11 protein-coding genes are annotated in these 12,919 nt (G+C 57.7%); 9 read left to right on the top strand and 2 right to left on the bottom strand.

All coding sequences use genetic code 11. The features are described from left to right. Window positions 1-15: 15 nt before the first annotated feature. Both prsR and prsK read right to left on the bottom strand, forming a co-directional pair. Complete coding sequence (prsR, locus tag DWB85_RS15935) at window positions 16-1,368, bottom strand: PEP-CTERM-box response regulator transcription factor (protein ID WP_205422764.1); 1,353 nt, start codon at window positions 1,366-1,368, stop codon at window positions 16-18. Continuing rightward, window positions 1,355-3,466 (bottom strand): XrtA/PEP-CTERM system histidine kinase PrsK, encoded by a 2,112-nt coding sequence (prsK, locus tag DWB85_RS15940; protein WP_117956535.1) that lies wholly within the window; start codon window positions 3,464-3,466, stop codon window positions 1,355-1,357. The genes prsR and prsK overlap by 14 nt, the downstream gene beginning before the upstream one ends. A 205-nt stretch (window positions 3,467-3,671) precedes the next feature. On the opposite strand from prsK, the gene DWB85_RS15945 reads away from it, so the two are divergent. The 9 genes from DWB85_RS15945 to DWB85_RS15985 all read left to right on the top strand — a co-directional run bounded on the left by DWB85_RS15945 (window position 3,672) and on the right by DWB85_RS15985 (window position 12,917). Further along, window positions 3,672-4,964 (top strand): nucleotide sugar dehydrogenase, encoded by a 1,293-nt coding sequence (locus DWB85_RS15945; protein ID WP_239017353.1) that lies wholly within the window; start codon window positions 3,672-3,674, stop codon window positions 4,962-4,964. A gap of 171 nt (window positions 4,965-5,135) precedes the next feature. Then, on the top strand, window positions 5,136-5,675 hold the full coding sequence (locus DWB85_RS15950; protein ID WP_133300642.1) for a hypothetical protein: 540 nt from the start codon (window positions 5,136-5,138) through the stop codon (window positions 5,673-5,675). Between the two features lie 72 nt (window positions 5,676-5,747). Then, on the top strand, window positions 5,748-6,026 hold the full coding sequence (locus DWB85_RS15955; RefSeq protein ID WP_117956539.1) for a hypothetical protein: 279 nt from the start codon (window positions 5,748-5,750) through the stop codon (window positions 6,024-6,026). Between the two features lie 53 nt (window positions 6,027-6,079). Continuing rightward, window positions 6,080-6,940: an HprK-related kinase A gene (locus DWB85_RS15960; protein ID WP_162846158.1), complete on the top strand. Its 861-nt coding sequence runs from the start codon at window positions 6,080-6,082 to the stop codon at window positions 6,938-6,940. After that, complete coding sequence (locus DWB85_RS15965; RefSeq protein ID WP_162846159.1) at window positions 6,937-8,001, top strand: nucleotidyltransferase domain-containing protein; 1,065 nt, start codon at window positions 6,937-6,939, stop codon at window positions 7,999-8,001. The genes DWB85_RS15960 and DWB85_RS15965 overlap by 4 nt, the downstream gene beginning before the upstream one ends. 154 nt (window positions 8,002-8,155) lie before the next feature. Beyond that, on the top strand, window positions 8,156-8,797 hold the full coding sequence (locus DWB85_RS15970) for an XrtA/PEP-CTERM system exopolysaccharide export protein (RefSeq protein ID WP_239017354.1): 642 nt from the start codon (window positions 8,156-8,158) through the stop codon (window positions 8,795-8,797). Window positions 8,798-8,828: 31 nt separating this feature from the next. Then, window positions 8,829-10,361, top strand: a complete 1,533-nt coding sequence (locus tag DWB85_RS15975) for an XrtA system polysaccharide chain length determinant (RefSeq protein ID WP_117956545.1) — start codon at window positions 8,829-8,831, stop codon at window positions 10,359-10,361. A gap of 58 nt (window positions 10,362-10,419) precedes the next feature. After that, the gene (locus tag DWB85_RS15980) at window positions 10,420-11,406 is read left to right on the top strand and encodes an XrtA-associated tyrosine autokinase (RefSeq protein ID WP_117956547.1); all 987 of its coding nucleotides are present in this window, start codon (window positions 10,420-10,422) and stop codon (window positions 11,404-11,406) included. An 8-nt stretch (window positions 11,407-11,414) separates the two neighbouring features. Beyond that, window positions 11,415-12,917, top strand: coding sequence for a TIGR03016 family PEP-CTERM system-associated outer membrane protein (locus DWB85_RS15985; protein ID WP_117956549.1), 1,503 nt, complete (start codon window positions 11,415-11,417; stop codon window positions 12,915-12,917). Window positions 12,918-12,919: the final 2 nt, after the last annotated feature.

Raw genomic sequence — 12,919 nt, forward strand, 5'->3', positions numbered from 1 at the left:
CTGGGCGGGCACTAGCTATGGTTTCAGGCCGTATTTCTCCAGCATATTGTAGAGGGTAGGGCGAGTAATGCCGAGATTGCTTGCAGCATCGCTTAGATTTTCGCAGTGCAACAGGGCGCGTTTAATGGCCTTGATTTCGGCGGCTTCGCGTACCTGCTTGATATTGAGCGGTATCGGGCTTTCTTCTGGTACGTCCAGATCCATGTCCTCGCAGGTGACGAAGCTTCCCTCGGCCATGATCGTGGCCCGTTTAACCCGGCTTTCCAGTTCCCGTACGTTTCCTGGCCAATCATAGGCTTCTATCGCCTGAAGTGTTTCGGCGTCGAAACCTTTTATGGGGCGTTTCAAATCGGCACTGAAACGATCGAGGAAGGACTTGGCGAGCAGTACCGCGTCACCTTCCCGCTCCTTGAGCGTTGGTATGTTGATCGTTAGCTCGCTGACCCGGTAATAGAGATCCTCTCGAAAGCGGCCCTGGCGGATGTGCTCCTCGAGATTCTGGTGAGTCGCACAAATAATGCGCACATCCACGGGAATCTCCCGACGCCCCCCCAGTCGTTCGACGACTCGCTCCTGCAGGAATCGCAGCAGCTTGGCCTGCAACTCCATGGGCAGGTCGCCTATTTCATCGAGGAAGAGTGTTCCTCCATCGGCGTGCTCGATCTTGCCAATGGTCTGCTGGGTGGCCCCGGTAAACGCGCCTTTTTCATAACCAAACAACTCACTTTCAAGCAGCGTATCGGGGATTGCCGCACAATTGATGGCGACAATGCGTTTGCCGGCCCGCGAACTGAGCGCGTGCAAAGCCTGGGCGAAACGCTCCTTGCCGGTTCCGCTGGCGCCAAGGAGGAGGGTGGTGATATCCGTCGGCGCGACCTTTTCGATGGTGCGGCACACCTCCAGCATCTGCGGACTGGCGGCAATAATGCCGTCCAGCGGCGACTCCTGTCGCGCTTGTTGCAGCTGGCGGTTCTCGCACTCCAGTTCGAACACATGGTAGGCGCGATCGACGATCAGCCCGAGTAGTTCCGGGTCGGCGGGTTTCTGGTAGAAGTCATAGGCCCCCAGGGCTATTGCCTTAACGGCATTAGCCCGGTCATTGTCACCGGTAACCACGATGACTTTCGTCTCCGGAACCAGGGAAAGAATCTCCTGCAGGGTTGCCAGCCCTTCGGACACCCCCCCGGGGTCCGGTGGTAGCCCGAGATCCAGTAACACCACCCCCGGCTGGGTTCGGCGGAGCTGGGCAATGGCGTCTTCCCGGTCGCCGCTGATCACTACTTCATAGCCCTCGAAGGCCCAGCGCAGCTGCTTCTGCAACCCCTGGTCGTCTTCTACCACCAGCAGGTGTTTTTTATTCCTGGTCAAAAGCTGTTTCCCCGATGTCACTTTGGCATTCCCCGGTGGGAGTATAGCGAGGCAGTCGGATGGCGAACAACGACCCCTCACCCGGTTTGCTGCGCACGAGAATATCCCCGCCCAGGTTACGCACAATCTCGCGGCTCTCAAACGCGCCGATGCCCATGCCTGTCAGCCCCTTGGTCGAGTCAAAGGGTTTGAATAGCCGGTAGGCGACGAACTCGTCTTCCATGCCGGTTCCGTTGTCTTCTATCTCCACAATCGTGTCACCACCCTGTTTCTTAAGACGCACGGTAACCTCGCCGGATTTATCCGTCGCTTCCTGCGCGTTCTGGATAATGTGGCAGCAGACTTTCATTAACTGATCACGGTCCGCGCGCACCTGCAGGATGCCTTCCGGTAGCTCGAGCCGGGGGGGCGGGGCTGTTTTCCGCCGTTCTTCAACCGCTGCAGAAAGTAGCTCATTCATATCCAGGGCCTGTTCTTCCCGCCCTTGCAGCCCGCTGCGCATCTGCGCCATGAGCCTGGTCATGCGCTGCACGGAGTTCTCTACCGTTTCTATCATATCGTCGACAAATTCCGGGTTTTCACGGTGTTTTTTCGCATTGGAAACCATCAGGGACTGCTGTGCGAGAATATTTTTCAAATCGTGAATAACGTAGGCCGACAGGCGATTGAAGGCTTCAAACTGGCGCGATTCAACCAGGGCCTTGTCGGCCTGGTATTGGGCCAGGTGACTCGCGGCCTGGCGTCCGGCCAGTTTGAGCAGATCCCTGTCTTCCCAGTTGATCTCCTTTATCAGCTCAGACTCCCGCAACAGCAGTATGCCCTGTAGCCTGTCGGCAAAGAACAGCGGGATGATCAGCCAGGCGCCGGGAATCTCCTTTACCACGGTGGGAAGTTGCATGTTGTTGTACAGGTCTGGTGACTGGCGCCACTCGCGCATGTCTATGATCCAGCCGGAGCTTTCCAGCCAGGGCGCGAGGGCAGTAAGATCGGTATCTTCCGCATCCAGGGCCATGTCCCATCGATGGATAAGATTGTAGGTGCCTTGTTCAGTTCGCGCCCAGAGCAGCCCTGCGGGGCTTGAGCAGAGGTTTGCCATCGCCCTGACTATGTTCTCGGGGATGTTTTCGCCGCCGGTGGCCAGGGTGTCGGTGAACTTTAGCCATTCGTTGCGATAATCGTATTTGTAGCTGAAGAAGTTCTTGCTCAGCCATACCCGTGTTTTGGCCCGCGCCTGGCCGGAGAACAGCAATGCCAGCAGCAGAAAACCGGCGGCGCACAAAAAAGCTATCTGCAGTACTGCTCCCCAGTTTCCCCCCAGGAATTGCAGGTAGTAGCCCACCAGGGCCATCAGAATCAGGTAGACGCCGGAGGCGAGCAGCGTCGCGCTATAGAAAACTACATGACGCGATACGTGGAGACCCCGTTGCTCCTCGAGGCGGCTTGAACGCCCCAGGGCAATGGCGATAGGCAGGGCCGCCAGGGCAATGACGAGGCCGCGCGCCTGCCACAGGTTGCGGTCCAGTTGGCGAAAGAGCAGGGCTTCGGCGTACATGAAAAAATCGTACGCGAAGATAAAGCCAAGCCCCAGACACAGGAATTTAAGCGACCATCGTTCTGCCTGGGTGCTGTTGCGGTAGAGCTGTTCGAGTAGTAGCAGGCCCAGCAGGGCCATGCCCAGCCAGGCGGCAAAGGCGATGTCCAGGTATAGTTTGTCGCTGAACGAGAGTATTTTCGCCAGCGAGGGGACCGAGAAGATAAGCGCGACTAAGGTTGCAATAGCGCCAATAAACCAGGGAATCCAGCGCCAGGATTCCAGCCAGTGACCACTGCCGTGCAATTTCAGTCTCAGTGTCTGCAGCAGAAAGAAACACCAGGCAGCATTGCGGGCCACCTCCGCCGACTGCATCAACTTCACCTGCGGGTAGGGCAGCAGGGCGGATATAACCACGGTGCCTGCCCAGAGGGCGGTAAGGCCGCTTGCCACGGCCATCAGCTGCCCCCGGGAGTGTCGGCTGCGGTGCAGGAAAGCAAGGCCTGTGAGCAGGCTGTAGGCGATCAGCGCTGCGCCATAGCTGTATAGACCGATATTAGTTTGCACGCTCCGTTTGCCCCGTGTTAACGCCTTTTTTCAAGAATTTGTGGACCACGTCACGATCTCTCATGGTTCGTTATGTGTATTGACACTATACTCTGCCCGCTAAGGTGTAAATGCTGCTATCTCGTTACTGAGAAGAGCTTCACAGAACGCAAACAGGAGCGCGGAGACCGGTGAGCAAGGGGGCAAATTGGCAGGAGCGATAGCCGTGGTGGGTTTGGGGTATGTCGGGCTGCCTTTGGCTGTGGCATTCGGCAGCAAGCGGCGCACCCTCGGTTTTGACCTGAACGAGAAAAAACTGGCCGCTTACCGCGCGGGGCGTGATCCCAGTGGCGAAGTAGGGCCAGAGCAGCTCGCGGCTGCGACACTGCTGGAGTATACCAGCGACGCCGCCCGCCTGAAGGAGGCGGAGCTTGTCATTATCGTCGTGCCAACCCCTATCGATGCCGCCAGGCAACCCGACCTCCGGCCGCTTGAAGGGGCCTGTCGTACCGTTGGCGATAATCTTGCTCCGGGGGCTGTGGTGGTCTTTGAATCGACAGTGTATCCCGGCTGCACGGAGGAGGTCTGCGTACCGCTACTGGAGCAGCATTCGGGCCTGCCATGGGCTGGCCGGCCCGGGGCTGAGCAGCGGGGAGATGGCTTTTACGTCGGTTATTCACCGGAACGCATCAACCCGGGTGACACCGAGCACAAGCTGGAAAGCATCGTCAAGGTAGTCTCCGGCGATACGCCACAAACCCTTGAGCGGCTGTGCGATCTCTACGGCGAGGTGGTGCACGCGGGTATCCACCCGGCGGCCAGTATCAAGGTCGCCGAGGCAGCAAAGGTGATCGAGAATACCCAGCGGGACCTGAACATTGCCCTGATGAACGAGCTGGCGCTGATTTTCAATCGCCTGGACATCGATACCCTGGACGTCCTCGAGGCGGCGGGTACCAAGTGGAATTTTCTCCCTTTCAGGCCCGGTTTGGTTGGCGGACACTGCATTGGCGTCGACCCCTATTATCTCACCTACAAGGCCGAGGCGGTGGGCCACCATCCCCAGGTGATCCTGGCGGGGCGGCAGACCAATGACAATATGGGCAAGTTCGTGGCCGAGCAGACCGTCAAATGCATGGCCCAGCGCGGGCATCGCATTTGTGATGCCAAGGTGGCGGTACTGGGCCTGACTTTCAAGGAGAACTGTCCCGACCTGCGTAACTCCAGGGTGGTGGATGTGATCTCAGAGTTGCGGGAGTATCGCTGCAATGTTGTCGTCCACGACCCGCTGGCGGATGCAGCGGAAGCCCGGGAAGAATACGGCATCGAGCTGTGCGCTCGCGAGGAGCTGACAGACTGCCAGGCGGTCATCCTGGCGGTGCCCCATGCTGAGTATCTGCAGTTGGATGTTGCCGCATTCGGCGCGATGATGGTCGCAGACGCGACTATAATAGACATTAAATCCGTGTTGAATCGACGTGATTGCAGCGCGGCAGGGCTAAATGTGTGGCGTGTATGATCGTGACAGGGAGGAAGGTGGGCCGGCAGCGTCAGCTATTTTTACACCCCCACCCTCCGCAGACTGAGAGGAAAAGAAAAAAACGAATAAAATCAGTGAGTTGCTGGTTTGGTGTGATTTTTGCAGTAGAACTTATGGGGCCGTGCGCCCCGATGACATTCGAGGTCTTACGTGTCAGATAAAGTGGAAACAAAAGACAAGGAAATCAACCCTTTGAGCGACGAGTTCAAGGCCAGGCGGCGTCTGCTGAAAGCGTCGGCGGCTGCGCCGCTGATCGCTACGCTGACACCTAACGCCTCCGCGGCATTGGGCAGCGTAGCGCAATGTGCCCTCAATGGAATCGATGACGGAAGCTTGCAGGGTACGGCAGAGATAACCACTACTGAGGATTTTCTCTCCAACAACCGGACTGCAGTGCGGTGCGAGGGAATTATCTACACCAAGAATGACAAGACTCCCATATATCGGGTACCGGCCGATTCTGTGGATTATTACTACAGTGACACGGGCTACTCGGTCCCTGACAACAAAATTCCTAACAAAAATAGTGACAACGTCGGGTGGGCCGAGCAGCCTGCTTGGTTTTTGCAGCGATTCAACATTGCGGCAGACGGCAGTTTCACGCCGCCGGAAGGTAAGGTTTTCTTTCTGGCCCCTGATGGTCACGCAATTGCAGGTACTTGCTGGACATCAATAATGGCGGCGCCTTAATATCCACGCGAGCCCTTACCCTGAGGGTCAGTATTTTTAGAGTGGGTAAATAAGCTGGGTGCCGCTTCTCTGATGAAAGCTGTCTGGGTGTCGAAGCAACCGCCTCATATCCTCGTCGAGGACATCGACGGGTTTCTGGTTTGTTATTGTGCAGCGACGGGGCAGACGCATATCCTTGATGCTTTTCCAGCAGAAATTCTCCGGTCGCTTATGGGCGGATCGCTAAGCCTGGAAGAAATTAAGCAGCACCTGTCTGAGTTGCTGGAAGAGGAGATTGACTGGACTGATAAAGTCTGTGAGGTTCTCAGTGGACTGCAAAAGCTGCAGTTAGTCGACGTCCGCGCTGCATGAGGCTTGGAGACCTGGAACACTCGGCGCTGGCCCGGCTGGCCGGGAGCAAGGGTTTGCGCTACCGCGTAGGGCCGTTTGTGGTGCACCTGCGATCGGACGTACGGCAATTCCTCGAGGTACTATCCCGCTTTTATGCCCCCGTGGAGATGCTCGATACCGACCAACCGGCGCACTATCACCTGTCTATCGATCGCGTACGGGGAGTGCGCCGCTGGTTGCGACCGCAGGTGCAATTTACCGTGGACGGAGTCCAACCCTTCGAGCGCTACCCCCTTGATCACGCCTTTCCCATGTATGAATGGGGGCTTAACTGGTGTATCGGGACCACGGCGCACCAGAACCTCATGTTGCACAGTGCCGTGGTGGAAAAATGCGGTCGCGGCGTCATACTGCCGGCCCTTCCTGGTTCGGGGAAAACCACGCTGTGTGCTGGCCTGGTGGCTCGCGGCTGGCGTTTACTGTCTGATGAGTTTTGCGTTATTCGGCACAGTGATGGCTTGATGCTGCCGCTACCCCGCGCAGCCCCCTTGAAAAACACGTCGATCGACCTCATCGGTAAATTTGCGCCCGAAATGGCATTGGGGCCGCACTACGAGAAAACCCGCAAGGGAACTGTTGCGCACCTGGTGCCGCCAGCGGAAAGCCTGCAGCGTCAGCTGGAGCCGGTACATCCGCGCTGGATCATCTTCCCCAGCTACCGGCCGGGCGGGCAGACCATGCTAAAGGGTCAGCACCGCGCTGAAGCTTTGGCAAAACTGGTTAATAACTCGTTTAACTACCCGGTAACCCAGCAAGCGGGCTTTCTTAGCCTGACCCGTTTGGTGCGCAGTGTCGATACCTATGACTTACCGAATGGAGATCTGGAAGCAGCCGTGTCGGCGATAGAGCGGCTATTGCAGGACGACCTGGTGTGAACCCTCTTACTGGTGCCCTGACCAAGCCAGAACGTCTGGATAAGCTCAACGGACGGCAATGGGACGAGTTGCTAACGCTGGCCCGCTACACCAGGTTGACAGGCAGGCTTTACACGCTGGTGGTACAGCGGGGCGTGCTCGAGACGATTCCCCCGGTAGCCACCGATGTGCTGATTGGAGCTTCTATCTACACCGACCACATGCAACTGCTAGTGAGGCGCGAATTGCTCGCGCTCAATTCTGTGCTCGCGGACGTTGACTTCCCGGTTGTATTGCTCAAAGGCGCCGCCTACCTTCTGTCGGGACTGCCTGCAGCAGAGGGGCGCAGGATGAACGACATCGATATTCTGGTGCCGCAGGCAAATCTCGCGGAGATGGAGGAACGGCTTGAGTGTGCCGGCTGGGGCTTTGACGAGACCTTGTCCGCTTACGATAACCACTACTATCGCGAGTGGAGTCATGAGCTGCCCCCGATGCGTCACCCCAATAGCCCCATCGAACTGGATGTGCACCATAACCTGATTCAGACCACGGGGCGCATCAAGCTTGATGCCAGCCTGCTTTTTGTTGACCTGGTGCCAGTTGAGGGTACGGTTTTCACCACCCTGTCTCCGCTGGACATGGTATTACACAGTGCCACCCACCTGTTTATGAGCGATGAACTGCGCGGCGGCTTGCGCGACCTGGTGGATATGCACACGCTCAGCGCTTATTTTTCAGCGCAGGATGAGCAGTACTGGCAAAAGCTTGCCGAGCGCGCCAGCGAGCTTGGCTTGCAGCGCCCACTGTATTACGCGGCAGCGGCGATGCGGCGCAATCTGCATACGTCTATTCCCGAAAGCGCCTGGCGCACCATAGAGTCGGGGCGGCCACCGCGGTCGGTAGACCGGATTATGCAGCGGGCAATAGATCGACACATCGCTCCGGAAAATATTACCCGGCTGCGTTCACCTGTTACCGAGCATCTGCTCTATCTTCGTTCCCACTGGATTCGCATGCCGCCGCTTATGCTCGCCAGGCATCTGGTGTACAAATGGTGGGTGGGCATCAAGGGGGAGTGAATCAGTGCAGGGCCATTAGCCATTGTGGCCTTTTGCGTCTAAGCTTTTGTGAAGCTTGTCACATAAACTTGTAGTCATTAGTTTGTTTTTTGAGCGCCGTGCTAGACTGAGGTCAGTAGGAGCGTTGGATCCGTTTGAACAGGGGGACGTGGGGATGACCAGGCAATATGGTGTGCTGGGGCGTTATTTCGCAAAACTGGGCTTTCTGGGAATGGTGCTGGCGGTCGCGGCCTGCGGCTCGCAGCCAGACCTGCCGGAGGTCGCTGATGATCAGCGCTTCCCCGACCAGGACTACATGTACGTGGTCGGCCCCGGCGATACCATGGAAATTTTTGTCTGGGGCAACGAAGAACTGACCACCTCGGGGATCGTTAGGCCCGATGGCAAGTTCACCACCCGTCTGGTGGAGGACCTCGAAGCCAGCGGAAAAACATCCACCCAACTGGCCCGGGATATCGAAAAAGCCTATAGCGAGTATGTCAGGTCCCCGGTGGTCAGTGTGATTGTCAACGGTTTCGTCGGCGTTCCGGAACAGCAGGTGCGAGTTATCGGCGAGGCTACCCAACCGTTAAGCGTTCCCTATAAAAAGCATATGACCCTGCTGGACCTGATGATTGCCGTGGGGGGCATGACCGAATTCGCAGACGGCAACAATTCGGTGCTGGTGCGTCTTGAGCAGGGCGGGCAGCGCAGCTACGGCTTGCGCCTTGATGACCTGATCAAGGACGGGGACATATCCGCCAATCTCAACCTGATGCCCGGAGATGTCGTCATTATTTCTGAATCCTGGTTTTAACCGGGCATCCGGGTTCGGTTAGGGGCAGGCAATGCAGGAACTTCTGGCACAAGTATTTACCTACGTGTGGGCCGCCTGGCGGCATCGCTGGCTGGCGCTCGCAGTCACCTGGGTGGTGGCCATCGGCGGCTGGCTCTTTGTATGGCAGTTGCCGGAAGCCTACGTCGCGACCGCCAGGGTGTATGTCGATACCAACAGCATCCTGCGCCCATTGCTGCGCGGTCTCACCGTACAGCCAGATATCCAGCAGCGGGTCAGTATGATGAGCCAGACCCTGCTCAGTCGCCCCAACCTGGAAAAACTGATGCGGATGACGGACCTGGACCTGGAGGCCAACACGGAAGCACAGAAAAACGATATCCTGGCCGATTTAAGCGAGGCCATTACCCTCACCGGTGACCGACGCAACCCGTCTCTTTACTCAATTTCAGTAGAAGACGAGGACAGAAACACTGCCAGGCGCATCGCCCAGGCCCTGATCACAGTGTTTATCGAGAGCTCGCTGGGCAGTAAGCGCGCCGAAAGCTCGGGGGCGCAGAGCTTCCTCGAGGAGCAAATCGCTGAGTACGAGGAGCGCCTGGTCGCCGCGGAAAACCGTCTGGCGCGATTCAAGCAGGAGAATGTGGATGTCTTGCAGGGCAGGGGTGATTTTTACGCCACACTGCAGGCGGCGCGGGAGGACCTCAGTGCCGCCCGCCTGATGCTCAGTGAAATGGAAAATCGCCGCAGCGAACTGGCGCGACAGCTCGAGGAGGAGGACCCGGTGTTGATGCCCAGCGAGGTAACTGGCGACTTCGGCAGCATGTCACCGCTGGATACCCGCATCGAGAACCTGCGCACCTCGCTGGACGAATTGAGTATCCGCTACACCGACAAACACCCTGAGGTCCGTCAGCTGACGGAGATGATCGAGCACCTGGAAGAAAGGAGAGACGAGGAATTTACCCGTGTGAGCACCGATCCCGCCATGACCAACAGCCCGGTGTATCAGGGAATGCGCAGTATGCTGACCGCTACCGAGGCCAACGTGGCTGAGCTGCAGGTGCGTGTTGCCGAGTATGAACAGCGCGTCGCCAACCTTGAGTCCAAGGTCAATCACGTGCCGGAAATCGAGGCAAGATTGAAGCAACTCGACCGCGATTACAACGTGCTGCTGGGCCAGCAACAGCAGCTGCTGCAGCGGCGCGAATCGGCGCGTATGTCGGAAGATGTCGAACAGAATGCCAGTGACGTTACCTTCAGGGTGATCGATCCGCCCTTCGTACCGCAAACGCCCAGCGAACCCAACAAAACCCTGCTCAATGCCGGTGTGCTGTTGCTTAGCCTGGGAGCTGGAGCAGGAGTGGCGCTGCTGATTTCAATGCTGAACCCGGTCATTATTGACGGGCGGATGTTGACCGACGTGACCGGCTTGCCGCTGCTGGGAACGGTAACCATGAACTTGCTGCCGGAACAGAAACGCAAGGAAACGCTGGGGCTGCTGACCTTCTCGGCGCTGGCAGGCTTTCTGCTGGTCGTTTATGTCGGCATGAGTCTGGTGCAGGGCGGCGTGCCAGCCAGCTGATGGGCTGTGATGGATACACGATAACAAAAGAACCGGGCTGTAATTAACGGGGACGACAATGAGCATTATTGAAAAGGCGGTCGATTCTTTGCGGGGTCAGAACCGTTCCAGCGATGAAGGTGAAGCGGAGGGCTACCTGTCCAGTGAGCAGGCAAGTGATACCGTGCAAAAGGCTGCCATGGCGCAGTCCGTGGATCGCCAGGAGCAATTTGTCCAGCAGGGTGAAGAGACCTTGTCAGCTGCCAGCGGCAATCATCGAGAGCAAGTTGAGATCCCGTTTGATAAATTGCAGGAGCTGGGCTACCTGACCCCAGCTGTGCCGCGCAGCGGTGTCGCCGAGGAATATCGCCGTATAAAGCGCCCCCTGTTGATGAATATCGCCGGGCGGTCGGCGGCGCCGATTGAAAATGCCAACCTGATCATGGTGACCAGTGCTCTGCAGGGCGATGGCAAGACCTTTTCCTCCATCAACCTTGCCCTGAGCATCGCCATGGAGAAGGATAAAACCGTGCTGTTTGTGGATGCGGACACCGCCAAGGCGGATGCCGGCCGGGTTTTGGGCGTCCCCCCAGGTAGTCCCGGCCTTATCGACGTACTGGAGAACAAGGGCGTTGAACTGGCAGACGTGATCCTGCCCACCAACGTGGAAAAACTCAGGATAATACCTGCCGGTAATATTAACGCCCATTCCAATGAACTGCTGGCCAGCAACGCCATGCGCCGGCTGATGCTGGAATTGTCGGAGCGCTATCCCGACCGGGTGGTGGTATTCGATTCACCACCCTTGTTGCTCACTACCGAAGCTGGCGTGCTGGCCAACCTGATGGGCCAGATCGTGTTTGTGGTTGGCGCGCAGGGGACCCCCCAGCATGCAGTCACCAAGGCCATGGAGCACATCGGCCAGGACAAGGCAGTAGGCATGCTGCTGAACAAGGCACGCCAGCACAGGGGGCTGTTCAACTACGGCTACGGTTACGGGTATCGTTATGCCTACCGCCAATACGGGGAAGGCAGCAGGGACCGTGACCCAGTAGCGGGTGAGTGACTCTGGACATGCTGTTTCCCGCCACTGAATCGCGCCCACTACAGAACCTGGGAAAGATTTTTCTCGGGCTGGCGCTTGCACAGGGCGCAGCAGCCGCCCAGTGGACCACCAGTGCGGGAGTCGGCACTTCCCTAGTCTATACAGATAACGCCTGTTTGTCGGAGAGCGCGGAACAGGATGAGGTCTATGCGACCGTCACCCCTCGTGCTGGTATCAGCGGAGAAGGTCGGCGAGCAAATGTCGCGCTCTCCGCCTCGATAACCGCAAATAGCCTGACAGACAGCAGGTTGGAAGATCTCGGTTGCACCCCGGCGGGTGCCGGCAGGGATGATTATTTCCCCAGAATCAATGGTAGTGCCTACGCCGAGCTGATTGAGCAGTGGCTGTACATCGATGCCAGCCTGAATGTCTCCCAGAATTCCGTCAATCCCTTCGCGCCGGGTGCCGGCGACCCCCAGGACCGCACCGGCAATACCAATACCACCTATCGTTATGCGGTTAGCCCCTATGTGTCCCGGCAGTTCAAGGACGTGGCCAATCTGCTGTTGCGCTACCGTTGGAGCGACCAGTACAACAGCAAGGATGTTGTAGGCGACAGTGCCCGGGAGAATGTCAGGTTTCTTCTCGACAGTGTGCCCGGTACCTCCAGTTTGTCCTGGGGTCTGCAGGCGGACTACGACAATATCGAGTATGAAGAAAGGGGCGACCGGCCAGCATCTAATAGCGAATTGAAATCCGCCCAGGTTAATTTGGGCTACCAGCTCAACCGCCACTGGCAGGTCAACGGCTACGCCGGGGAAGAGTGGAATGACTTTGTTTCCCTCAACGATGAAATTGACGGCAGCTATTGGGATGTCGGGGTGCGCTGGACACCGAATTCGCGCACCGTGGTGGATGTGGGTACCGGGGACCGATTTTTCGGCAGCACCCCGCGATTTTCAGCCCAGTATTACCACAAGCGCAGTACCCTGAGCGCGAGTTACGCCAGAACCCTCTCCTACGATCGCAATATACGCACACTGGATGGTTTTTTCCCCGAAGATTTTCCAATTTTTCTGTTCGATCCAGAGACCGGAGAGTTCTTCCAGTTGGATGGTGCGCCGACCACGATCAGTAACAGCCCAATCGTGGATGAGCGTTTTCGACTTGCCTATTCTTACCAGGGACGGCGCTCGAATTTTTCTGTAGCCGCCAGTCAGTCAGAGCAGAGGCGGCTGGAGGATGGGCGGGATTCGACCTTCAGAGGGGTCGTTGTCTCTCTCAACCGGAACTTGTCGAGCACCTGGACCGCGACGGGTACAGTAAGCTGGGATGAGCGCGAGCCGCTCGGGGAACGTAGCGAGTCAGTTAACCAGTCGGAGACCTGGCGGCTTCGCCTGAGTGCGGACAGACCCATTACGGACTGGATAAATTTTGTGCTCAGCTACCAGTACACCGACCGCCAGTCAGAACAGGCGAGCCAGCAGTACCAGGAGAACCGGATCACCGCCACCCTGCGGTTTACCTTTTAGGT

The organism is Seongchinamella sediminis (genome assembly GCF_003457605.1).
Lineage (GTDB): Bacteria > Pseudomonadota > Gammaproteobacteria > Pseudomonadales > Halieaceae > Halioglobus > Halioglobus sediminis.

What these genes read in the sequence shown, in the direction of transcription:
- DWB85_RS15985 (WP_117956549.1), top strand. Translation starts at nt 11,415, where the DNA reads ATGCTGTTTCCCGCCACTGAATCGCGCCCACTACAGAACCTGGGAAAG.
- DWB85_RS15975 (WP_117956545.1), top strand. Translation starts at nt 8,829, where the DNA reads ATGCAGGAACTTCTGGCACAAGTATTTACCTACGTGTGGGCCGCCTGG.
- DWB85_RS15970 (WP_239017354.1), top strand. Translation starts at nt 8,156, where the DNA reads ATGACCAGGCAATATGGTGTGCTGGGGCGTTATTTCGCAAAACTGGGC.
- DWB85_RS15980 (WP_117956547.1), top strand. Translation starts at nt 10,420, where the DNA reads ATGAGCATTATTGAAAAGGCGGTCGATTCTTTGCGGGGTCAGAACCGT.
- DWB85_RS15955 (WP_117956539.1), top strand. Translation starts at nt 5,748, where the DNA reads ATGAAAGCTGTCTGGGTGTCGAAGCAACCGCCTCATATCCTCGTCGAG.